Source organism: Citrobacter sp. FP75 (assembly GCF_018342065.1).
In the GTDB taxonomy this organism is placed as follows: Bacteria; Pseudomonadota; Gammaproteobacteria; order Enterobacterales; family Enterobacteriaceae; genus Citrobacter.
Genome location: NZ_JAFDOE010000010.1, coordinates 77705 through 99737 on the forward strand (window position 1 = coordinate 77705; position 22033 = coordinate 99737).

The window sequence follows — 22033 nt, forward strand, 5'->3', positions numbered from 1 at the left end:
AGCAGGCATATGCTGGAGCAAATGGGCATTGCTGCCAAAGCAGCGTCATATAAGCTGGCGCTACTCTCCAGCCGCGAAAAAAATCGCGTGCTGGAAAAAATAGCCGACGAACTGGAAGCGCAAACGGAAAGCATTCTCCACGCTAACGCACAAGACGTTGATCAGGCGCGGGAAAACGGTCTGAGTGAAGCGATGCTTGACCGTCTGGCGCTGACCCCGGCGCGTCTGAAAGCCATCGCCGACGACGTACGTCAGGTGTGTAATCTTGCTGACCCGGTGGGGCAGGTAATTGACGGTGGTCTGCTGGATAGCGGCCTGCGTCTGGAGCGTCGTCGCGTCCCGCTGGGCGTGATTGGCGTGATATATGAAGCGCGTCCTAACGTCACCGTTGATGTCGCCTCCCTGTGCCTGAAAACCGGCAATGCGGCGATCCTGCGCGGTGGGAAAGAGACGTACCGGACGAATGCGGCAACAGTGGCGGTGATCCAGCAGGCGCTGGAAGCTTGCGGTTTACCGGCTGCTGCCGTGCAGTCGATAGATAACCCGGATCGCGCGCTGGTTGCTGAAATGCTGCGCATGGATAAGTACATCGATATGCTGATCCCTCGCGGCGGTGCGGGCCTGCACAAGCTGTGCCGTGAACAGTCGACCATCCCGGTCATCACTGGCGGCATTGGCGTATGTCATATCTATGTTGATGATACCGCTGAGCCAGGCCCGGCATTGAAGATTATCGTTAACGCCAAAACCCAGCGTCCAAGTACCTGTAACACCGTAGAAACCCTGCTGGTGCATCAGGATATTGCTGCGCGTTTTCTGCCGGCGCTGAGCCAGCAAATGGCGCAAAGCGGCGTCACGCTGCATGCAGACGCGACGGCGCTGGCCACATTGCAGGCAGGGCCTGCTAACGTGGTCGCGGTGAAAGCCGAAGAGTATGACGACGAGTTTCTGTCGCTGGATCTGAACGTGAAAATCGTGACTGACCTGGACGATGCCATCGCCCATATCCGCGAACATGGCACTCAGCATTCCGACGCGATCCTGACGCGCACGCTGCGTAACGCCGATCGCTTCGTGAATGAGGTGGACTCTTCAGCCGTGTACGTTAATGCTTCTACTCGTTTTACCGACGGCGGTCAGTTTGGACTGGGTGCGGAAGTGGCAGTGAGTACACAAAAACTGCACGCACGTGGCCCAATGGGACTGGAAGCACTGACCACATACAAGTGGGTAGGCTTCGGTGACGACACGATTCGTGCGTAATTGAAACCGGGTGATGCAAAAATAGGCGTTTGATTCGCAAGGCCATTGACGCATCGCCCGGTTAGTTTTAACCTTCTACCCCGTGTTCACAATCGTGGGCATGTTCTTTCAGTGCCGATATAGCTCAGTTGGTAGAGCAGCGCATTCGTAATGCGAAGGTCGTAGGTTCGACTCCTATTATCGGCACCATTTCAAACTCTTCCCAAGTCTACCGAACTCAACTAAAAGCCCGTACCTTGTGGCTTCAGGTCGTTTTACTACATTTCCAGTGTTAAGCAGGCTCAGCCAACCCCACGCTCCCCTCTGGTTTATGACTCAGGGTGTCCGTCGATAGCGGCTTTCAGGTCACGGTACTCTTCGCAGTTGGTGCCGCAGAGGTTTTTAATGGTGGCCAGTTCCGCTTTTGCCAGATCGGGGCGGCCTTTAACCATCCATGCCTCACCGAGGTATTCGCGTACTTTGGCATAGTGCGGATCAAGAGCAATCGATCGTTGATAATAGCTAATTCCTTCATCCGTACGACCCAGTTTACGTGTGGCATAACCCCGATAGTTCCAGGCCTCACGCGTGTTGGGTTGCTGTAAGGTATCAAGTAAATTGATAGCGTCCTGATAGTGACCGGTTTTCGCCAGGTGATACGCATACTGCGTTTTATCCTGATCGTCGATCATACTGCTTTTTTCTGGCAAACAGTTTTTGGTTTTGTTGTCATAAACCTGACCCTTCGGGCATGTTGGCGTCGTGGTATCGTCATTTCCCATGGCGTTTACTGAGGCCGAATAGAGCAGCCCGCTTGAGACCAGACAAATCAGCGGCAGAAATTTCGTAGCGAATTGCATTCTCATGATCCAGTCCTGTAAGTGTGTGAAGGGTGACTCCGACATGCTGTAAACAGCACATGCTTATATTCATTATTGATGTCAATAAATTGACCTGCCGTTTATTTTTATAGTGGTTCACTGAATTGGGTTATGGGACGTGGTGAGCTGACTCTGGCAGAAACTTCGCTAGCGAGGCTGCTGCTGCGTTGCGCAGTGAATACCGCCGCCGCCTGCCGCGATACCATCGATATTCAGTTGAATAATTTCACGTTCAGCAAACAGCTCCTGCAAAATAGCGCGGGTATTGCGGTCGGTTCGCTTATCACCAAACTCCGGCGCAATAACGGCTCCGTTGCAGACATAGAAATTGATATAGCCGGCGGCGAAATCATCACCCGCATAAGTCTGGCGGATGGTGGAAGGCCCTTCCAGCGTAACGACCTTCAACCGTCGACCCTTTGCGTCCGTTGCGGCGCGTAAGATCTCGAGATGACGCCGGGTGATGGGATAATCAAAGGACGACGGATCCAGCTCAAGACCGGCCACCACCGTACCCGGATGTGTGAATCTTGCATAAAAATCCGTGTGCCCATCGGTAATATCTTTTCCGGCAATGCCGGGTAGCCAGATGATTTTTTCCAGCCCCAGCAGACGCTTCAGTTCAGCCTCACACTCTGCTTTACTCACACCGGGGTTACGGTTCGGGTTGAGAACGCAGCTCTCGGTAATAATCGCCGTACCTTCGCCGTCCACTTCGATACCACCGCCTTCCAGAGTGAGCGACGAGCGGATAAATTCAGCCTTAACGTCATCAGTGACGAACTCTGCCACCTCAGCGTCGCGCTCATGTTCCTGTTTATCGCCCCAGCCGTTGAAATTAAACCCGACGCCGCCGAGCGTACCGTGGGCGTTTTTTACAAACACTGGCCCCGTGTCACGGATCCACAGGTCGTCAATTGGGTGAACCAGCAGATTAACCGACGGCCCGCACAGGCGCGCGGCGACGTCGCGGTCCTCTTCGCGTACCAGCATATTCACCGGTTCAAACGTGGCGATGGTTTTGGCGATCAGGCCCAGATTTCTCTGTACCACCGACAGCAGATGAGGTTCCCAGATTTCCGCACTGGCGCCAAACGCCATCCAGGTCGCCGCATGGGGCGCGCCTTCATCTGGCATCTGCCAGCGCCAGGTCTCTGTTGCGCTCGCGAGCTTGCTGAAGGTGCAGCCCATCATACTGGCGAGCAACATACTCGTTGAAGTGACCAGACTCTGCCTGACGAACGAACGTCTTGTTATCATGGGAAAACCTTTTGTGTCTATTCACCTGATTCACGCTGAACAGAATAATAATAGATGATAAATAATAGACAGCATTTATTTATTAGATAATAAATAATTTATGCGTCGAGAAAGTTCAGGTGAAATATATCATGAGACTGATGATCTGCAATTCATTTACCATTGATTAATGAGTAAAACTGGCCAGTATTAAAACTTCTCAACTATATATTTATGTATAAATTATATTTATTAGCCGTGTATTGCCTTGCCGCTTAAGCTGAGAGCGCCCTTCTGGCGCGTCTCTACGCAGATTGTGATCTGACCGATTGTTCTGCGCTATTTATTAATGACGTGTGGCCCGTGGACTATAGTAAAGAGGGCCGTTATTTCTGAACTTAATAACAATGGGCGGGGATGTTAATGAAGAAAATACTGATGCTGGTTGGAGATTATGTCGAAGATTATGAAACGATGGTGCCTTTTCAGGCGCTGAAAATGTTAGGCCACCGCGTTGACGCCGTCTGCCCGGATAAAAGCGAGGGAGACTATGTGCAAACCGCCATTCATGATTTTGACGGGGCGCAGACGTACAGTGAAAAACCCGGCCATCGTTTTACCTTGAATGCGAATTTTGCTGATGCGCGAGCTGCCGATTATGACGCGCTACTGATCCCCGGTGGACGGGCCCCGGAGTATCTACGGCTGAACCCGGATGTGATTCAACTGGTACAGGACTTCAACTCGGCGGGTAAACCTATCGCCGCCGTCTGTCATGGCCCACAGCTGTTAGCAGCGGCGGGAGTGTTAGAAAATCGTACCTGTAGCGCCTATCCGGCCTGTGCGCCTGAAATTCGCCTGAGCGGTGGGCATTACGCGGACATTGGCATTGACCAGGCCCACGTTGATGGCAATTTGGTAACAGCGCCAGCATGGCCAGCGCATCCTGAATGGCTGGCCAAATTTGTTGACGTGTTAATGAAGTAACTGCCTGCTAAGTCTGCACGTCGGTATACCCTGTTCGGCTATACCGACGGTATTGTTTTACCGCTGCATGAGAGCGAACACACCCCAGCCGATGTACTCCCGGGTGAAGGTGACGTGGCATTCCGGTAATGTCCTCAACAACTCCCTCACTTCCTGCGCAAAATCATCGTCCGGATTGGTCTCCAGCCATCGACGCATAGTCAACCACTTAGCTGCTTCGTATCTGTCCCAGCCTTCCTGATCAGCCAGTACCATTTCAATAACGTCGTAGCCGAGCTTACTGAAAGACGACACGAGTTCTGGAAGGATAAGAAAATCGGCGACTGAAGTGGCACCACATGCCTGAGCAATATTCTCCGTGGCTGGCAATTGACGCCAGTACGGTTCGCCGATCAATATTACCCCGCCCGGCTTGAGACTCTTTGCCAGTAGCTCGACCGTTCCGGCGACGCCGCCGCCAATCCAGGTTGCGCCAACGCAGGCGGCAATATCGTATTTTTCAGCGGCGATATACCCTGTCGCATCGGCGTGAATAAAACGCACGTGCTCAGTGACGCCCAATTCACTTGCCCGCAGGGTGGCCTGCTCGCTGAAAAGTAGGCTCATATCAATACCTACGCCACAAATGCCGTGATCGTGCGCCCAGGTACACAGCATCTCACCCGAACCGCTGCCGAGATCCAGGATACGGGTTCCCGGTGTCATCCGCAAAACCTGACCTAACGTGGCATATTTCTGCGCAGTGAACGGATTATGAATGCGGTGTTCGCTTTCACTGATCGTAAAAATACGTGGAATATCCATCACTCTCTCCTTAGCGATTATCTAGCTGGGCGCGAACGTTATTCAACCCGGTGGTGTTGATGCGGTAGGGCTGGCCCTTAACGGATTTGATCAGTTTTTTGGTTTTGAGCTTTTTGAATACCTCAAGTGTGCAGTCGCTGAGCAGAAGCCCTTCGCGGCTGTAACATTCAATGGAGGTGACGCGGCCTGAAGAATCGCGGACGTGCGCAATACGACCACCTTTGGCGAGAACGTGTAAAGTACGTTGTTCCTTACGGGATAAATTCATACTGGAAAACCTGTTTAATCATCATGTGCAAAATGTGCAAACACACAGCGGTGTCCGCATTCGATTTCGGCGCATTGATAACCAGTCCGGCCTGAGAAGGTCGGTAAGCTGATTATCGGATGATTACATTCTCCAGCATCAAAGCCTCGGGTTGAGTTGAAAGGTATTTACCTGACGTATCATACCAGTCAGGACGTGTAGGAGAATCCCCTTGTAGAAGAAGTGTGATCTGTAACGAGTAATTGCGTTTAGCGTAGGGAATAACTTTAAATTCTTGTTATGTGAGGCGTGTATTAATAGATTAAACTAATTTTATATTTTTTCACTGCCAGTAGCGGAAGCTATGGCAAGGCCGCATTGTTGGTTCAGCCTGTGTGATGTAACTTATTAGTAAAACTTGATTTTTTCGCTGCTTTATTTTGTTTTTTTTTGATAAGTTTTATTTTATTATGATGGATTATTTAAATTAAATTTTCGATTAATTGGTTTTAAGAATTTTCTTAATGCTGTTAAGAGTGTATACTCATCCTGCAAGAAGCTCTTTTGTTATCATTAAAACTATAACTATCTCCTTAACACCCGTATTGCCTCTGTCCTGAATCTCTTCTCAGGGGAGAGGTTTTTTTGCGTAAAATTTATTGTATGAGTTATCATAAATATAAATATTAAAATATCTAATGCAATGGTGTGTAATATTTAAAAATTAACGCTGCCGATATTTTTATTCAACCGATAATACAGGTAATTCAAATAGTCCCGTGGTGAAGCTATTTTTTTATGAATGATTTAATTTCAGTATTGTTTGCATGGGTATTATACAAGGTTTCTTATAATTGTCTTTTTTTCAGTGTGATAGAGTTTTTTGTTGTTGAGGTAAATGTGACGTTGTTCACGGATTTTAGTGCGTTAAGTGGCTATTTGTAGAGGGGTGCAAACGGTTGCATTCGGTTGTAATAGTATTCGTTCATTAAAAAAATATAACGACGGTATACCTTGTGACGGTATGGGATAGACAAACTTAAATGATTTCTATTCTCTCTTAGGTATACGGAACCCGCTTATGACTTCTGTTAGCTCAACACCATGGAAATTAGCAGTAGAAACAGGCAATATCAAAAAAGCACTTGTTAATACCTGATGTAATTATTGTTTTTTATCTTCCTTATATAATCGTTGTCATCATAATCATAAAATCAGCGTTCAGGGATGTGCGCTGGTTTTATCTGGTTTTTATGATTAATCCTACTCGCGCTGCATGCAAGCTTCCTCCCGCAGTACCTCGTAAATAAAATATTAAAGGATCTCCTACAATGGATATTGTTGAACGCTTTCTTAACTACACCAAAATCAATACCACGACTTCAAGAGAGAACGGTGCTAATGGCATCATGCCATCCTCTCCTGGCCAGATGGTGCTGGCAAAACTGCTGGCAACAGAACTTGAAGCATTAGGTATGGAAAACATTGAGGTCCGGGATACCGCCATTGTGACGGCAACACTGCCAGGAAATACAGAGGATAATATTCCCGTCGTTTCTTTCTTCGGTCATCTGGATACCAGTGCGGAACAGACTGCGGACACCAATGCGCAACGCCTGCATTATCGCGGTGGGGATTTGTGTCTGAACAAAGAACTGAATATTTATCTGCGCGAAAGTGAATTTCCGGAACTGAAAAACTATATCGGCGATGACCTTCTGGTGACTGATGGAACCAGCCTGTTAGGGGCTGATGATAAAGCGGCCATCGCCGCAATTATGAATGCTTTACAGTATCTGGTCGCGCATCCGGAGATTAAGCACGGGCCTGTGAAGGTCGGTTTTGTTCCAGATGAGGAACAGGGATTACGCGGCGCGAAAGCCTTTGATGTTGCCAGCTTTGGCGCTGACTTTGGCTATACCCTGGATTGCTGCGGCATCGGTGAGTTTGTCTATGAGAACTGGAATGCAGGTGATGCAGAAATCATTTTTACCGGCCAGTCTGCACATCCTATGTCAGCCAAAGGCAAGCTTAAGAACTCTTTGCTGATGGCCCATAAGTTCATTGCTATGCTACCAGGCGGAGAAGCTCCTGAATATACAGAAGGCCGCGAAGGGTATTACTGGGTAAAACAGTTGCAGGGTAACAGTGCCCGCACAGTGCTTAAGCTGGATATTCGCGATTTCAGTGAAGAAGGCTATAAGGCACGTATGGCATTTATTCGCCAGCTGGCTGTCAGCACCTGCGCGCTGTGGGGTGAAAATAGCGTGGTCTGCCACTTAGCCGATCGTTATGCAAATGTGTTCAACAGTCTGCAGGGCAACGCGCATTATCCTGTTGATATTGCGATGCGCGCCTATCAGAAATGTGGCATTACTCCGCAGCCTGTCGCCATGCGTGGTGGATATGATGGCGCGGTGCTGTCGCAAAAAGGATTGCCTTGTCCGAATATTTTTACCGGTGCCCATAATTTTCATTCAATTTATGAATACCTGCCGGTACGTTCACTGCGTGCAGCCAGTAATGTCGTGGTGGCGGTGATTGAGGAGACGTTCGCTGAGTTTGCCACAGGGAGAGCTCAGTCATGATCCAGGTCTTTATTGCCCTCCTGGTTATTGTGGTGGTCGCCCGACTGATCCTCAAAGGTTATCGTGCTGAGCCCGTGTTATTCATTGCGGGTTTGGTGTTGATGATTTGTACTGGCTTAACCGGATGGGGTTCCGTATTGCCAAAGGGGGTTGCTGGTACGGGAATTTCATTTCTCGATCCATTTGAAGTTATGCGCGATCTCTTCAGTACGCGTGCCGCCGATCTCGGTTTGATGATTATGGCGCTAATGGGATTTGCACATTATATGGATTACATCGGGGCAAATGAGGCCGTGGTGCGTGTCGTGACGAAACCATTACGCACACTGCGGTCGCCATATATTTTGCTTTTTTTCTCCTACCTGCTCGCCAGCCTCCTGCAACTGGCCATCCCTTCAGCTACCGGACTCGCCGTGTTACTGATGGGAACAATGTTCCCGATTATGCTGGGGTTAGGTCTCTCTGCGGCCTCTGCTGCTGGCGTTATTGCCACCTCGCTCGGGGTCGCGTACACCCCGACGGCAATTGATGCTATTCGTGGCTCTAAAGCGGTCAATATGGATGTGGTGGAATATGTTGTTTACCATCAGGGACCTGCGGCTCTGGCAACCGTACTGGTGGTGGGAGTTTGCCATTTTTTCTGGCAGCGGCATTGTGATCGCAAGGCAGGGACGCTACCACGGGAAATAGGCCTAACGGAGGTGACTGACTCAGGAAAAGCACCGGCTTTTTATGCGTTACTCCCCATGCTTCCAATACTGATGGCGGTGGGATCATCCGCAATGTTCGTCAGTGGTATTAACCTGAATATCATCACCATTGTCCTCATTTCAATGGCCATATGCATGCTGATTGAGTGGTTACGGGCGCGTGATTTAAAGTCAGTATGCGAAGGATTCAGCCATTTCCTTAAAGGAATGGGCTCCGCGTTTACCGGTGTGGTTGGGTTGCTGGTTGCTGCCGGGGTTTTCGCGCATGGTATTAAAGTTATTGGCGCAATCGATCAATTAATTCTGATGGCAGAACACGTGGGATTACCACCATTTGCCATGGCGGTGGTATTTGCGCTGGTGACGCTTGCCGCAGCTATCATCATGGGATCGGGCAATGCGCCGTTCCTGGCATTTGTTGAGCTTATCCCGCAAATTGCCGCCAGTATGGGCGCTAACGCCGTGGCGATGATCCTGCCAATGCAGCAGGCATCTCATATGGGGCGGGCGATTTCACCTGTCTCCGGCGTGGTGATTGCCGTTTCAAGTGGCGCGAAGATTACGCCATTCGATGTGGTAAAACGTACCGTCGTACCGTTAATTGTGGGCTTTATTACCCATACCCTTATCATCGGTATTTTCTATTAACAACAACTGCCACTAGCAAACCTCCGGTCGCAGAATCAGGAGGTTTGCTGGTTTTGGTTGTCGTCATTTTCTACATGGCGTTATACAAAATCAAAATATTATTACGATATATCTGGGTGGAGTCTAAGTGGTAAGGAATTTAGCAGCAGTGAGTCAGTTGAGACATAATTATCAGGATGAACTTGAAACGTTTACCTGGAGTGCATTAGTCGCCGTTGGTATCGCCATACATGATAATAAGATTTACTCTAAAATGTCAGAGCACCTTTTTATTATGAACTGGTTGGCAACAGCAAAAAAGAGGAAGGTATTTTCGAAGGTCGTCGCGAATGAACTTCAGTGGTTAATTGATGAAGGTAAGAAGAAAAGCATCAATGCTCAACTCAAATTTAAAATAGAGTATTTGTACGCTACATCAAGTGGTGATGTGACAATGCAGAATTACTATTTTAAATTTACCCATGTTATTGAATCTCTGAGGAATAATGGTTGGGAAAACTTCCTGCTTACACCTGGAAAGTGGCGCGATCTGAGTGAGAGTATTAAAGTCAGGAAAGGTAATTTTATCTTTATGGATGATGCCCGGTTGCAGGAGTGCTTTGGTATTCAGGGGCAGATTTTAAAACCTTTCTGCCTGCGGGTATATGGCGATGTTGAATTTGCAAAGTCGCTTTTTATCAAGAATAACCTCCCGGTTGAGTTTGTGATGCATGCTTCAAATGAGTTTTATTATTTCTATTTTCTTTTAGATGAATAATAAGAACCGTTTTCTCATTGCATAAGAAATGTTGATTGGTGAGAAGATCGTAACACAAACGCATTCTCAGTTTAATTCATCAATAATTAAAATGTCAGTGATATTGGCGTTTACGATCCTTATTTTTATTATTTGTAATCTCTGGCTGAGTCGGACAATTATTCAACCGTTGAGAACCGTGTCTGAGCATTTCTCACGGATTGGTAAAGGCGATCTAAGCCATTCCATCAACGTGCAGAGTAACAATGAAATAGGCCTTCTGTGTCTGAATTTACAAAATATGCAGAACGGGCTTCGGGATACAGTTAAAACTATTCGTGACGGTGTCGAGTCTATTAATGTCGGTATGCAGGAAATTGCTTCAGGTAATAGTGATTTATCTACCAGAACCGAGCAGCAGGCTGCGGCAGTCGTGGAGACAGCCGCCAGTATGGAACAGATATCAGCGACCACAAAAAATAATACCGATAAGTCACATCAGGCATCCGTAATGACCAGTGAAAGCACTGAAATGGCATTGCGCGGTGAGCGCTTAATGAGCGAAATGGTTGAGAAAATTCACCTGATCCGCCGTAATGCACAAAGCGTGAATGAAATATCGAATGTCATTGATAGCATTGCTTTTCAGACCAATATCCTCGCACTCAATGCTGCGGTAGAAGCTGCACGTGCCGGTGAATCAGGGCGCGGGTTTGCCGTTGTCGCGAGTGAAGTCAGGACTCTTGCACAACGCAGCGCGGCATCGGCGAAGGAAATCAGTGAACTGGTTGCCAAAGCTGGAATCAGCGTCAAAGAAGGGGTGGAAATAGCCGAAAGCAGTGGTGTCATGATGGCTGACATTGCCGGGGCAATACGCAACATCAATATATTAATGGAAGATATATCCGGAGCATCAGGGGAACAAAGTAGCGGCATAGAGCAGATCCGCGTTGCAGTGACTCAAATGGAGCAAGTGACCCAGCAAAACGCCTCGTTAGTGGAAGAAATTGCCGCGACGACCGGCAGTGTGGAAGAACAATCGGCAATGTTGTCCCAGGCTGTGGCTGTGTTTCAGGTGGAAGAAAAATCGTAGCATAGTATTCAGGACGTTAACCAGGCGCTGCTCATCTCATCAGTTGGTTATTCAGCCTGATGAGATGGCTGGCAACTGAGAGCCTTTTTTATCACTTAATTGATAATAGTTCTCATTATTATTGTTGTGTTCTGCCGGGAATGGTAATGTTGCTATCAGTCATAAACCATTAATTCCATTTTCTGTGCAGAAGAGAGCATGAACAACACCACCGGCCAAAATACATCCGCACGCCTGACACGTACCTTCTCCGTCAGTGAATTTATGGATTTTGGTGAGCGCTACGGGATTGATTACCGCTTTCCGCAGCTGTCGCAAAAGTCGGGTTTACCTCACTCCAGCCCCGTACTGCAGGGAAATGTCGAAGAGATGACGTTACCCTGCGGGATGTGCGTCACTCACTCCGATGTGCAGGTGCTGCAACCCTACGAAACCACCTCCCGCCACAGCAGTCCCCTGTATATGCTGGTGGTGCTGGAAGGTTGCGTAATATTGACGCTCAACGGGCAGGAACACGTGGTGCGTTCTGGTATGGCGTTTAGCTCGCGCCTCAGCGAACACCAGACCATGAATGCTCGTCACTCTGCGGACTGCAAACTGCGAACGTTATCGCTGGGGCTGTATCCTGACGGCGCGTGGCGTACGGGGTTACTTGAGTCGTTAATGGTTGAGTGGGAAAAATGTCAGACGCCGACGCTTATCTGGCAGGTGCCGGGCTTTTTGCTTAGCGGGTTACAGTATGCCCAGCAAAGCACGCTCAGTTACGTTTCCCGTCAACTGATGCTGGAAGGGCTAATTCTGCAGTTGTTCGGCCACGGTCTCAGCGTCTGCCAGGTGGAGAGCGGCAAGCGCCAGGCCGTAAGCGGCGAACAGCAGCGCCTCGAGATCGTGCGCCGCCTGCTGGAACAGACACCAGAAAATGACTACACCCTCAGCGAACTGGCCCAGCGCGCGGCGATGAGCCCGAGCAGCCTGCGCAGTAAGTTTCGTGCGGCGTATGGCTGCTCGGTTTTTGACTACCTGCGCGACTGCCGCCTGGAACGCGCTCGCGGCTATTTACTGGAAGGATACAGCGTACAGCAGGCCGCCTGGATGTCGGGCTATCAACACGCCACCAACTTTTCAACCGCTTTTCGTCGCCGCTACGGTTTTTCACCTGGCGATGTCCTCAAACTTTGCTAATCCATTTTTGCGCTTTGCGCGCGCGCCTGACCCACATTTTGGCGCTGCGCATACGTAACCTGGCATCCGGCATAGCTATCTCCGGCACAAATAGCGCAATAATTCTCATTTACAATTAGAAATGCCTTGGGAGATGTTCATGTTCGCAAAGACTCGGTTGGCGCTGCTGGTGGGATGGGTGACCGGTAGCGTGGCTTTTCCTCTGCTGGCGCAGGAAACAACAAAAAACGATACGGTGGTGGTCACCTCGCAAATGCAGAGCGGGGCCACCAAGCTTGCCACGCCGGATATTGAAACCCCGCAGTCGGTGTCTATCATTACCCGCGAACAGTTTGAAGAGCAGGGTGCTACCAGCGTGCGTCAGGCCGTTAGCTATACACCAGGGGTGTACAGCAACCAAATTGGCGCCTCTAACCGCTTTGATTACATCGTACTGCGCGGCTTCTCCGACGGTAGCCTCGATAACGTTTATCTCGACGGCCTGAAGATGATGGGCGACACCAATTCGCACAGTTCGCTGGTGGTCGATCCGTGGTTCCTCGAAGATATCGAAGTGGTGCGCGGTCCGGCGTCGGTGCTGTATGGTCGCTCTTCGCCGGGCGGTATTGTGGCGCTGACATCGCGCAAACCGTCGTTTGATACGGGCGGCGAAGTGAAGCTGTTCGCCGGCAATAACAATCAGCGCGGTGCGGCGTTTGATGTCACCGGCGCGTTGGATGATAACGATCGCGTGGCGGCGCGTCTGAGCGGGATGACGCGCTACGCGGACTCGCAGTTTGGTCCATTGAAGGAAGAACGCTACGCGTTAATGCCGAGCCTGACCTGGCGCATCACCGACCAGACGCGTCTTGACCTGATGGCCTATTTGCACCGCGATCCGGAAGGCGGCAGCCACTCCGGTCTGCCTTATGACGGTACCGTGGTGCCGCACTACGGGCAAAAGATCTCCAACACCTTCTTTGAGGGCGAGGATGATTACGACAAATACGATCGCCGCGAGAACATGGTGGGTTACAACATTGAGCACATGTTCGATAACGGCTGGTCGGTACGGCAAAAGCTGCGCTATCTGCATACCGACGTTGAGCTGAACCAGGTGTATGCGGCGGGCTGGCTGAATGAAACCGAGCTTAATCGCGGCTATTCCGGCTCCGACGAGAATATGTCGGCCATTACGCTGGATAACCAGCTCGACGGCAGTTTTGATACCTGGCAGGTGAACCATCGCCTGTTGGTGGGGATCGACTATCAGGATCGCAGCAACAACACCACCGGCTATTACGGTGCGTTCCCGCCGATCGACGCCTTTAACCCGGTGTACGGCGCGAAGCCGGATTACATCGATATGTATGCACGCGAGAAGCACAAGCTGCGCCAGACGGGCTACTATTTGCAAGATCAGATGTCATGGGACCGTTGGCGCATTACGCTCGGCGGCCGCTACGATCAGGTCAGCGTCTCTAACATTGATAAGCAAAACGATACCCGCAGCGATCTGGATAAAAACAACTTCAGCACCCGTGCCGCGCTGCTCTATCTGTTCGATAACGGCTTTGCGCCGTATGTGAGTTATTCCACTGCCTTTACGCCAACCAGCTTTGCTGATGAGAACGGCAACTTGTTGGATCCGATGAAAGGCAAGCAGTGGGAAGCCGGGCTGAAGTATGAGCCGGAAGGACTCAACAGCCAGTTCAGCGCGTCAGTGTTCCGCATCAATCAAACCAACATCGCCACCAAAGAAGAGCCGACCGATCCGTACCGTTCGATTGGTGAAATTGAATCTGAAGGGGTGGAGCTGGAGGCGATCAGCCAATTGACGGATAGCTTCCGTCTGCAGGCGGCGTATACCTACACCGACATTCGCTACAAGAAGAGCAGTCCGGAAGAACAGGGCAAGCGCGCCGTATATGCACCGCGTAATCAGGCCAGCACCTGGCTGAGCTACGATGTGAAAAGCGGTCCGCTGGATGGCCTGACGCTGGGCTCGGGCGTGCGCTACGTCAACGGGATCACCAGCGATCGCCTGAATACTCATACTCTGCCGTCGTACACGCTGGTGGATATGGTGATTGGCTATGACTTAACGAATATCGGTATTAAAGGGTTGAGCGCCCAGCTGAACGTCAACAATCTGACTGATAAACGCTACGTGGCGGCCTGCAACTCGCTCTCTTACTGCTACTTTGGTGCTGAGCGCAGCATTGTCGGCAGCATGTCCTGGAAATTCTGAGGTCAGAATTGGGACACCTTACCCGGCCTACAGTTGTGCGCAAATTGTAGGTCGGATAAGTGCTGCGCCATCAGGTAGTAGGGTGGGCGCGACTATTGCGTAAAACCGTTTTGCATACAAATCTGCGCGCTGGTTCTCAGAGTAAAGGCGACTTTGTCTGGGTACTGGCTGTAATAGTTATGCTCTTCTTCCAGCCCTTTCGCCTGCGCCAGACGTACCGTTTCCAGCGAGCAGGTACGGTAGATCAGGTCTTTATTCATATTGGTCTGCTTTTCGCGCTGTTTATCTGCAGACAGCGCCAGCCAGCTCTCGGACAGCGAGTAATCGTAGACCACCCGATTTCCTTTCGCCTGCACGTTCTCAATGGTAATGAATTCATCGATTTTCAGCCTTGGTTGCCCACGCATTTTTTTCTTATCTTCTGCGGCGGCATATTGGGCCAGCGCATTAATATCCATGCCTGCTATTTTCTGCTTATAGATATCGACATAGGCGGCGGGCTGTTGATAATGCTGAGCATAAGCGTTTCTTAATTCTCCGTCGCTCATCGTACAACCCGCCAGAAACAGAGGTAATAGGAGTGCCAGTTTTATTTTAGTCATGATGTTATCCCGTTCATTATTGTGGTCCCAGTCGCCCATAACAAAATAGAAAAAATGATTATGGGTGATATTTAAGGTTGTATAAACGAGGACGCGATGACACAAGTTCAATAGTCTTAAAATGGCGTAACAGGCGGAAAACCCTGCCAGAATTGGCAGGGTTTTTGAACATACAGATAAAGAATTAATGGCCGATCATTTTAGCCTTCGGGATCAGCTGGAAATACATATGTTCCGGTACCGGCGTGTCCCAGACATTGGCATACACAGCATAACCAATAGCGGCAAAAAGAATCCCCAGCACCAGTATTGCCATGACAACACCTGACAATGCCGTCTGTCGCCCTAACGCTTTACCGTTGCCCTGCGCACCCGGCGGCGTCTGCAGCGAAAAGGTCAGCGTCGAGGCGACCGGACAAGACTCTACGCAGGTCATACAGCCGGTGCATTCAACGGTGCGCACCTGAATAAGCCTGTCTACTGGAATCGCCGACGGGCAGTTCTTTGCGCATTTGCCGCAGTCGATGCAGCTTTCTGCATTACGCCGGATTTTAAACGGAGAAAGCAGGGAGAAGAGGCCGAGCAGAGCGCCATATGGACATAAATAGCGACACCAGGCGTTACGAATAAACAGGCTCATGACGCTGATTACCGCCACGAAAACAAGCGTTGCCGTGCCGATATGGCGGAAGAAATCGAGCATCTTGACGTCGATAATCATTCCGTAGGCCGACATCAGAAAGTACTGAATCCCCTGTGCGGGCATCGACAGGGCGATATACAAAAAGAAGCTCAGCAACAAATATTTCAGGCTCAGCAGCGGAATATCCAGCCAGCGCGGCAGCGTGAAATGGCGGTCAAAGCATTTTTTACCCAGATTACCAATCAGCTCTGACAGCGTGCCAACCGGGCACAGCCACGAACAGAATGATTTTTTTAACAGCAGGCTTGTTACGATAAACGCGACGAGCAGTAGCATAGAGGCGGCGTGGATCGGCGGAAGATAACCGGTTTCCAGCGTGTAGCGGATGTTCATCAACCCGGCGATGGGAAGCCATCCTTCAATCCCTCCCGGCCTTGGTATATAAACGCTGGTGCCACCCGTTTCGAAATAGCGGACCCAGTAATAGAACGCCACGCCAATATAGATATTTATCGCCAGCAGAAGAAACTGGGTGGCTCTGCGCCAGGTGCTGGTATTACGCCAGTCATTCCACGGCAGTTTTCCCCCGGTCGTTCCAGGACGGCGCTGCCAGCGCGTTCTCTTTTTCCCGTTCATGGTTTTATCGCATCCCTCATGGTTCCCCACCTACATTCAGTGGGGTTATCTCAGGATATGCTAGCGCTATTTACATATGATGTATTTGATTTGCATCTTATTAAGAGGACGGCAACGATCATTCCTGATACGTTTCTACGCGGTTACGCCCGTTGTTTTTCGCCAGATACAGCGCGCGGTCGGCTTTATCAACCAGCTGTTTGTAGTCCGGATGGTAGTCATATTCGGCGATACCGATGCTGACGGTGATCGAGAATGACTCGGTGGCCTCGGCTCCTAAGCGCAGGTTGGCGATCTTCTTACGCAGTGCTTCCAGAATAATACTGGCCTGTGAAACGTCCGACTCGACCAGCAGGATCATAAATTCTTCGCCACCGTAGCGGAAAACATAGTCGCTGCTGCGGATATGCTCATAAATCACGGCCGCCACGCTTTTTAGCGTTAGGTCGCCGGTGATATGCCCAAAGCGATCGTTGATTTGCTTAAAGTAATCAATATCTAACATCGCAAGGGTAAATGGCTTGCGTGAATGCAATGCCAGCGAGATTTCGCGGCGCATGATGGTCGGAATAAAACGACGGTTAAGCAGTTGGGTCAGCGAGTCTTTGCCGTTTTCCTGTTTGACCAGCGCCTCAAACATCGAGGAGAGAAGGAAATGAATTTTTGCCGACAGTTGGCGAACATCCTGCAATAAGCTCATTCGCGCGGTTTCTGCTGGCTGTTGCTGATTCGACAGCGTCTGGGTCAGACGACTGTCGATTTCTGCGATCAGTAATTCCATTTCTATCAGCAGATTGCTGTTGCCGAGAATGTGTTTTCCCTTATGGGAGAACCACATCCCAAAATCTGAGTTTGCCAGAAAGACCAGTTCCCCGACGGGTAACCCGGTGGCTATGTTGTAAATAAACTGATTTTCCCAGTCGGTAAACGAGCGGATTTGCCGCTCACGCTCGACGTTGACGTCATCATAAATCGTCTGCAGGCGATACTGTTCCTGCGTGTTCAGGGAGTTTTGATAGCTTGGCGAATAGGAGACGGTCATTGCCTCCAACGCGGTATCCATCGCCAGGCTGCTGAAGCAGATAGCATCACTCAACAGGTGAGGCGGGTAATCCGCTTTACTTTTCAACACCCGATACAGCTCATCCTTCAGCTTGCGCGCGCCGCGATTCACCAGATCGATGGGCAGGCCGATGCGCGCATGCACTACGCCTATCTCGCGCTGTTTGGTCAGCAACTGAGAGAGGTCTTCCTGCGCACTGCCGAGCACGCTGCGCAGCCAGCCAAACATACTGCCGCTTAGCCGCGTGCTGACCTGTTCGGTATTCAGGAACAATGCGCTCTCGGCATGAGAGAGCATGTAGTCATAAAAAACGGTCACTAAATGGCGGATCTCATCATCGCTTAACGAGGTCAGCAGCGTATGGACGTCAGGAGACGTCTGGCGCAGCAGCGCCTGCCATTCTGTCAGAAGTAATGTGTTGTTTACGGGGGCAACCTGTTCCATCTCGCAGCCACTCAAAAATACGTTTAAAAATTAAGGCGGTATTACGGACAATTACGTCACGATGGTCAAGTTAAACTCTCTTAACGATGGGTGATGCCTTCATAAATCAGCCTCAGGGCGAAGACACCAATAATGGCACCAATCACCCGACTGGCAACCCGTTGAATTCGACCATACGCGCGGCGTACGGCGGGTAAAGAAAACGCCTGGCTGAGAAAAATACGCCAGATAACGGATGACAACACAATGCCAGCCCAGGCCATCAGCCTGGCCCACGTCGGCGTGTCTGCGCTTAACGTTACCGAGAAAATACTAATGAAAAACAGCACGGTTTGTGGATTGGATAAATCCGTTAATAAGCCACGCCGGAAGAAGACGTACCAGGGCGCGGAGAGCGGCTGCTGTAACGTCGACATCTGTGGGGTCGTCTGGTGCCGGATGCTGTTCCACGCAAACCATAGCAAATAGGCGCCGCCGACCACCTTGATCAATGAAAATAGCTCTTCACACTGGGTAATTAGCGTTGCCAGGCCAAACAGCCCGAGGCCAGAATAAAATGCATCCCCCAGCGCCACTCCCAGGCCGGTCATCACACCCGCCCGGCGTCCCGACGCCAGGCTGGTTTGCACCACCACGAACAGATTCGCGCCGGGGTTAAAAAAGGTTAAGACAAACAGGCTCACCGTAAGCACGACGGCGTGTAGCGGTTCCATAAACAACGATTCCCCTGGTTCTAACGAAGTTAACACTATAATTTCAGTGAGCTGACTATTCTGAGGATCAACTCACATTGGCTAATCATACTGTGATCATGTTAATGCTCCGGATAGCGCAGCAGCATTCGGTTGTAGGCTTTGGTTGCAGCGCAAAACCTCTTTAAATTCTTGCTGGATGTGGATTTTTTATTCAGGCTGGACTAGTTATTAATCATCCTTGAATCGCATTATGAATGTTCAGGGAGCGATGATGGCTTATATAACAAATCTGGAGCTTTTATATGAAAACTGGATACAAGGTATTAATTGGTGCGTTAGCTTTAGTCTTTTCCAACGCGTATGCAGCGGAATTTATGACCAAGGTTGAGTTTGAAAAAGTTGAATCGCAATATACAAAAATTGGCGATATTTCAACGAGTAATGAAGTTTCCGTTTCGGATGCCAAAGAAGAGCTTCTGAAAAAAGCGGAAGAGAAAGGTGCTGACGTGGTGGTATTAACCTCCGGTCAAACGGATAATAAAATCCATGGCACTGCCAATATTTACAAGAAAAAATAACGCGCTGAGCTGAAAGACCCCATACCCGCTGGCTATTACACCGGCGGGTTATTCTTTTAATCGGCGCCAGAATGTGGTTCTGCTGATCCCTAAATACCGCGCGGCTGCGGCTTTATCGCCATTAAATTGCGCCAGCACCTGTTGCGCCGTCAGCGATGATGATGCCTGATGTGCCTCGGGCGCGACGGCCAGTTCCGGTAATCGCTGCTGTAAAAACTGGACGTTCAGCTCAGGCTGCGGTTCTACGCTCAAAAACAGCGCCAGACGCTCCATCATATTACGTAATTCGCGGATATTTCCCGGCCAGCCATAATTGAGCAACGTCTGCTGACTCAGCCCCAGTCCCTTACGTACCACATCAGAAAAGGGTGCCTCAAGTTCCGCCAACGACTGTTTTAAAAATCCCTCCGCCAGCGGCAGAATATCGGACAGACGCTCGCGCAGCGGCGGCAGCGTGAGGCGCAGAATGCTCAGCCGATAAAACAGATCGGTACGAAATTGACCCTGTTTCATCTCCTGCTCAAGATGGCAGTGGGTGGCGCTGATCACCCGCACATCGACCGGGATCGGCTGATGCCCGCCGACCCGTGTCACCTCTTTTTCTTCCAGTACGCGCAGCAATCGGGTCTGTAGCGGCAGTGGCATTTCGCCAATCTCATCAAGAAACAGCGTCCCGCCGTGGGCGATTTCAAACAGGCCCGCGCGTCCTCCCCGACGGGAACCGGTAAAAGCGCCATCCTCATAGCCGAACAGCTCCGCTTCCAGCAATGATTCGGTAATGGCTCCGCAGTTGACGGCGACAAATGGCGGCGAGGGCTTACCACGCCGACGGTCCTGGCGGGTGAAATATTCCCGATGAATCGCCTGCGCCGCCAGCTCTTTCCCCGTCCCGGTTTCGCCCTGAATCAACACCGGCGCACGGGAGCGGGCGTACAGCATAATGGTGTGGCGAACCTGTTCCATCTGCGCCGAATGGCCGCGCATATCGCCCAGCGTATAGCGGGTGCGTAGCGTGTCGCCGCTGGCGTATTGCCCGTTGCGGCGTAGCGTAAGGCGGGTCATATCCAGCGCATCGATAAAGGCCTGACGCACGGTGGCCGCCGAATAGATAAAGATCCCGGTCATCCCCGCTTCTTCCGCCAGATCGGTAATCAATCCCGCGCCAACTACCGCTTGTGTACCGCCGGCTTTCAGCTCGTTGATCTGCCCGCGCGCATCTTCTTCGGTGATATAGCTGCGCTGCTCCAGGCGCAAATTGAAGGTCTTTTGAAAGGCCGTCAATGCGGGCAGCGTTTCCTGATAAGTGACAACGCCAATCGACGAAGTCAGCTTGCCTGCTTTCGCCAACGCCTGCAGCACGTCGAATCCGCTGGGTTTAATCAGGATCACCGGAATTGACAGGCGGCTTTTCAGATACGCGCCGTTGGAGCCCGCCGCGATGATGGCATCACAGCGCTCGGTGGCGAGCTTCTTGCGGATATACGCCACCGCTTTTTCAAAACCAAGCTGAATAGGGGTGATGGTCGCCAGGTTGTCAAACTCCAGGCTGATGTCGCGAAACAGGTCGAACAGGCGCGTGACGGAGACCGTCCAGATGACCGGTTTGTCGTCATTGACCCGTGGTGGAAGATGCGTCTCAGCCATCGCTAACCCCAAAATTAAAGAACCTATATTGGGTTTAGTTGTGTTTCAAAAATGTTGCAATGAAACATTCAGGTCGGTTTCATGAAACGCGTGCTGACACGCTTTTGTACGAAAAAAATGCAGGGACAGAATGTAATTAATTGTTTTAAAAAGAATAAACAAAAATCACGTCTCCAATAAAGGCTTTGGCATACCCCTTGCTTTAGGTTAATCAACGAACGGTAACAAGTTGATAACAAGAGGATGGGATATGTCTCTGCACTCTCCAGGGCTGGCGTTTCGCGCCGCTCTTACCAAAGAAAATCCATTACAAATTGTTGGCACCATCAATGCGAACCACGCCCTGCTGGCCCAGCGCGCCGGGTATCAGGCGATTTATCTCTCTGGCGGCGGCGTTGCGGCAGGGTCGTTAGGGCTGCCGGATCTCGGTATTTCTACTCTCGATGATGTGCTGACCGATATCCGCCGTATCACCGATGTTTGCCCGCTGCCATTGCTGGTGGATGCGGATATCGGTTTTGGATCGTCTGCATTCAACGTGGCGCGTACCGTGAAGTCGATTTCCAAAGCCGGGGCCGCCGCGCTGCACATTGAAGATCAGATCGGCGCCAAGCGCTGCGGGCATCGTCCGAACAAGGCGATCGTATCGAAAGAAGAGATGGTCGACAGGATCCGTGCGGCGGTAGATGCGCGCACCGATCCGAACTTTGTCATCATGGCGCGTACCGATGCGCTGGCGGTGGAAGGCTTAGAGGCCGCCATCGATCGCGCGCAGGCGTACGTCGAAGCAGGCGCTGACATGCTGTTCCCGGAAGCCATTACCGAGCTTGCCATGTACCGCCAGTTTGCCGACGCGGTACAGGTGCCGATCCTCGCCAACATCACCGAATTTGGTGCCACGCCGCTGTTCACCACCGATGAACTGCGCAGCGCGAACGTCGCGATGGCGCTATATCCGCTTTCGGCCTTCCGTGCCATGAATCGCGCCGCGGAAAAAGTGTACAACGTGCTGCGCCAGGAAGGGACGCAAAAGAGCGTCATCGACATTATGCAGACGCGCAACGAACTGTACGAAAGCATCAATTACTACCAGTTCGAAGAGAAACTCGACGCGTTGTATAGCAAAAAGTAACCGTCGTAG

General features: G+C 50.7%; 18 protein-coding genes, 1 tRNA gene and 2 pseudogenes. 12 read left to right on the top strand and 9 right to left on the bottom strand.

Annotated features, from left to right (window positions below):
* Nucleotides 1-9 precede the first annotated feature (9 nt).
* A complete protein-coding gene (proA, locus tag JQ822_RS22215; RefSeq protein WP_213135288.1) occupies nucleotides 10-1263 on the top strand; it encodes a glutamate-5-semialdehyde dehydrogenase in 1254 nt (417 codons plus the stop codon).
* A gap of 113 nt (nucleotides 1264-1376) precedes the next feature.
* Nucleotides 1377-1452: transfer RNA gene (locus JQ822_RS22220), tRNA-Thr, on the top strand.
* 119 nt (nucleotides 1453-1571) lie between these two features.
* Here the strand turns inward: JQ822_RS22220 and JQ822_RS22225 are convergent.
* Both JQ822_RS22225 and JQ822_RS22230 read right to left on the bottom strand, forming a co-directional pair.
* Nucleotides 1572-2108 carry a tetratricopeptide repeat protein gene (locus JQ822_RS22225; RefSeq protein ID WP_213135289.1) on the bottom strand — a complete coding sequence of 179 codons (537 nt, stop codon included), beginning with the start codon at nucleotides 2106-2108 and terminating at the stop codon, nucleotides 1572-1574.
* Nucleotides 2109-2270: 162 nt separating this feature from the next.
* Nucleotides 2271-3383 carry an agmatine deiminase family protein gene (locus tag JQ822_RS22230; protein ID WP_213135290.1) on the bottom strand — a complete coding sequence of 371 codons (1113 nt, stop codon included), beginning with the start codon at nucleotides 3381-3383 and terminating at the stop codon, nucleotides 2271-2273.
* Nucleotides 3384-3779: 396 nt separating this feature from the next.
* Here JQ822_RS22230 and JQ822_RS22235 point away from each other — a divergent pair, with 396 nt between their 5' ends.
* A complete protein-coding gene (locus JQ822_RS22235) occupies nucleotides 3780-4349 on the top strand; it encodes a DJ-1/PfpI family protein (protein ID WP_135322968.1) in 570 nt (189 codons plus the stop codon).
* A gap of 57 nt (nucleotides 4350-4406) precedes the next feature.
* Here JQ822_RS22235 and JQ822_RS22240 read toward each other — a convergent pair whose 3' ends face one another.
* Nucleotides 4407-5153 (bottom strand): SAM-dependent methyltransferase, encoded by a 747-nt coding sequence (locus JQ822_RS22240; RefSeq protein ID WP_213135291.1) that lies wholly within the window; start codon nucleotides 5151-5153, stop codon nucleotides 4407-4409.
* A gap of 10 nt (nucleotides 5154-5163) precedes the next feature.
* Nucleotides 5164-5421 carry a YjhX family toxin gene (locus tag JQ822_RS22245; protein WP_213135292.1) on the bottom strand — a complete coding sequence of 86 codons (258 nt, stop codon included), beginning with the start codon at nucleotides 5419-5421 and terminating at the stop codon, nucleotides 5164-5166.
* 1310 nt (nucleotides 5422-6731) lie between these two features.
* Here JQ822_RS22245 and pepT point away from each other — a divergent pair.
* From pepT to foxA, 7 genes and pseudogenes are all read left to right on the top strand, one after another.
* Nucleotides 6732-7988 (top strand): peptidase T, encoded by a 1257-nt coding sequence (pepT, locus tag JQ822_RS22250; RefSeq protein WP_213135293.1) that lies wholly within the window; start codon nucleotides 6732-6734, stop codon nucleotides 7986-7988.
* Nucleotides 7985-9346 carry a C4-dicarboxylate transporter DcuC gene (gene dcuC / locus JQ822_RS22255; protein WP_213135294.1) on the top strand — a complete coding sequence of 454 codons (1362 nt, stop codon included), beginning with the start codon at nucleotides 7985-7987 and terminating at the stop codon, nucleotides 9344-9346. Before pepT ends, dcuC begins: the two co-directional genes overlap by 4 nt.
* 127 nt (nucleotides 9347-9473) lie before the next feature.
* Nucleotides 9474-10103 carry a DUF2913 family protein gene (locus JQ822_RS22260; protein WP_213135295.1) on the top strand — a complete coding sequence of 210 codons (630 nt, stop codon included), beginning with the start codon at nucleotides 9474-9476 and terminating at the stop codon, nucleotides 10101-10103.
* Nucleotides 10104-10194: 91 nt separating this feature from the next.
* Nucleotides 10195-10392, top strand: a pseudogene (locus JQ822_RS24715) (HAMP domain-containing protein); the annotation flags it as partial.
* Between the two features lie 57 nt (nucleotides 10393-10449).
* Nucleotides 10450-11172, top strand: a pseudogene (locus JQ822_RS22265) (methyl-accepting chemotaxis protein); the annotation flags it as partial.
* A 201-nt stretch (nucleotides 11173-11373) separates the two neighbouring features.
* Nucleotides 11374-12357 carry a helix-turn-helix transcriptional regulator gene (locus JQ822_RS22270; RefSeq protein ID WP_213135296.1) on the top strand — a complete coding sequence of 328 codons (984 nt, stop codon included), beginning with the start codon at nucleotides 11374-11376 and terminating at the stop codon, nucleotides 12355-12357.
* A gap of 121 nt (nucleotides 12358-12478) precedes the next feature.
* Nucleotides 12479-14587, top strand: coding sequence for a ferrioxamine B receptor FoxA (gene foxA / locus JQ822_RS22275; protein WP_213135297.1), 2109 nt, complete (start codon nucleotides 12479-12481; stop codon nucleotides 14585-14587).
* 92 nt (nucleotides 14588-14679) lie between these two features.
* On the opposite strand, the gene JQ822_RS22280 is transcribed toward foxA, so the two are convergent.
* The 4 genes from JQ822_RS22280 to JQ822_RS22295 all read right to left on the bottom strand — a co-directional run bounded on the left by JQ822_RS22280 (nucleotide 14680) and on the right by JQ822_RS22295 (nucleotide 18688).
* On the bottom strand, nucleotides 14680-15189 hold the full coding sequence (locus JQ822_RS22280; protein WP_244849095.1) for a hypothetical protein: 510 nt from the start codon (nucleotides 15187-15189) through the stop codon (nucleotides 14680-14682).
* Between the two features lie 184 nt (nucleotides 15190-15373).
* Entirely contained in the window at nucleotides 15374-16468 is a 1095-nt protein-coding gene (locus tag JQ822_RS22285) for a 4Fe-4S binding protein (RefSeq protein WP_213135299.1), read from the bottom strand.
* Between the two features lie 118 nt (nucleotides 16469-16586).
* A complete protein-coding gene (locus JQ822_RS22290) occupies nucleotides 16587-17975 on the bottom strand; it encodes a diguanylate cyclase (RefSeq protein ID WP_213135300.1) in 1389 nt (462 codons plus the stop codon).
* Nucleotides 17976-18055: 80 nt separating this feature from the next.
* Nucleotides 18056-18688 carry a LysE family transporter gene (locus JQ822_RS22295; RefSeq protein WP_213135301.1) on the bottom strand — a complete coding sequence of 211 codons (633 nt, stop codon included), beginning with the start codon at nucleotides 18686-18688 and terminating at the stop codon, nucleotides 18056-18058.
* A 284-nt stretch (nucleotides 18689-18972) separates the two neighbouring features.
* On the opposite strand from JQ822_RS22295, the gene yahO reads away from it, so the two are divergent.
* Nucleotides 18973-19248, top strand: a complete 276-nt coding sequence (yahO, locus tag JQ822_RS22300; protein ID WP_213135302.1) for a DUF1471 family periplasmic protein YahO — start codon at nucleotides 18973-18975, stop codon at nucleotides 19246-19248.
* A 48-nt stretch (nucleotides 19249-19296) separates the two neighbouring features.
* On the opposite strand, the gene prpR is transcribed toward yahO, so the two are convergent.
* Nucleotides 19297-20892 (bottom strand): propionate catabolism operon regulatory protein PrpR, encoded by a 1596-nt coding sequence (prpR, locus tag JQ822_RS22305; protein WP_213135303.1) that lies wholly within the window; start codon nucleotides 20890-20892, stop codon nucleotides 19297-19299.
* A gap of 250 nt (nucleotides 20893-21142) precedes the next feature.
* Here prpR and prpB point away from each other — a divergent pair, with 250 nt between their 5' ends.
* Complete coding sequence (gene prpB / locus JQ822_RS22310; RefSeq protein ID WP_213135304.1) at nucleotides 21143-22024, top strand: methylisocitrate lyase; 882 nt, start codon at nucleotides 21143-21145, stop codon at nucleotides 22022-22024.
* Nucleotides 22025-22033 lie beyond the last annotated feature (9 nt).